Source organism: Amycolatopsis sp. NPDC031561, assembly GCF_055580625.1.
On the sequence record NZ_JBVILA010000063.1, the window covers coordinates 1 to 1007 of the forward strand.

The following is a 1007-nucleotide window of genomic DNA, read 5'->3' on the forward strand; positions in this document are numbered from 1 at the left end:
TCTAGATGATTGATTCCAAGGTGTCAGTGGTCGTAGGCGGTTAACGACCGCATGACTGGCTGTCCGGTTTTGTCGTTGTGCCAGATCGCGGCGGTCAACGCCAGAACGCGTTGCAGGACACGGACCATGACTCCGGCAGGGGTGCGTCCGCCGTGCCGTTCCAGGTCGAGCTGTCCTTTGAGGGTCTGGTTGATCGACTCGATGGTCTGGCGCAGTGGCTTGAACAGTCGCGCGCCGGGCCGTTCGGGCTCGTTCTTGCGGGCCGGGCGCAGCAACTCAACCCCCGCCTCGATGAGGTCGTGTTCGAAGGCCTTGCCGTAGTAATTCTTGTCGGCGATCAGGGTCTGGCCTGGGCGGTCGTGCACCAGCGCGGGATTGGCCTCGAAGATCCCGAGCAGGGTCTGACGCTCGTCGGCCTTGGCGCCGGTCAGAGCGAAGGCGACCGGCAGGCCACCCAGAGTGCACACCAGGTGCAGCCGCAGGCCCCAGAAGTAGCGGGAATGCGAGGCGCAGTACCCGTACTGCGCCCACCCGGCCAGATCGGAGCGCTTCGCGGTCTCCCGCGAGCGACCGCATTCCACCGGGGTCGAGTCGATCACCCACACGTCATCGGTCCACAGCGTGGTGTCCGTGGCGAGTGCCTGGATGACGTTCTTGATCAGCTCGGCGGCGTTGCGGAGTCGCTTGTTGTAACCCGATTGCTGGGGCAGGTATCGAAACAGGTGCCCCAGGTGGTCATGGGCGTAGCGCAGCCAGCGGGCTTCAGAGGTGTGGCCCAGCAGTGCCTGCATCACCGCGAGGGTGACCAGCTCGGCATCGGTCAGGCTGGGCACGATACCGACCCTCGGCCGCCACGGCGCCAGCTGAGGTGCCGCCCTGATCAAGTCGTCGGTTCTGACGTAAAGTGCGGTCGCGAGGGTGTCAATGTCGGTCGTCACAACCCGTACATCGACACCCTCGCTTCACGTCTCCAGACACCCACCCCTTGGACTTACTCATCTAGTCCT

At 64.3% G+C, this 1007-nt stretch carries 1 protein-coding gene; it reads right to left on the minus strand.

From position 1 onward, the window contains the following. Positions 1 to 23 precede the first annotated feature (23 nt). Entirely contained in the window at positions 24 to 938 is a 915-nt protein-coding gene (locus ACZ5IK_RS45210) for an IS982 family transposase (RefSeq protein ID WP_465493363.1), read from the minus strand. Between the last annotated feature and the right edge of the window lie 69 nt (positions 939 to 1007).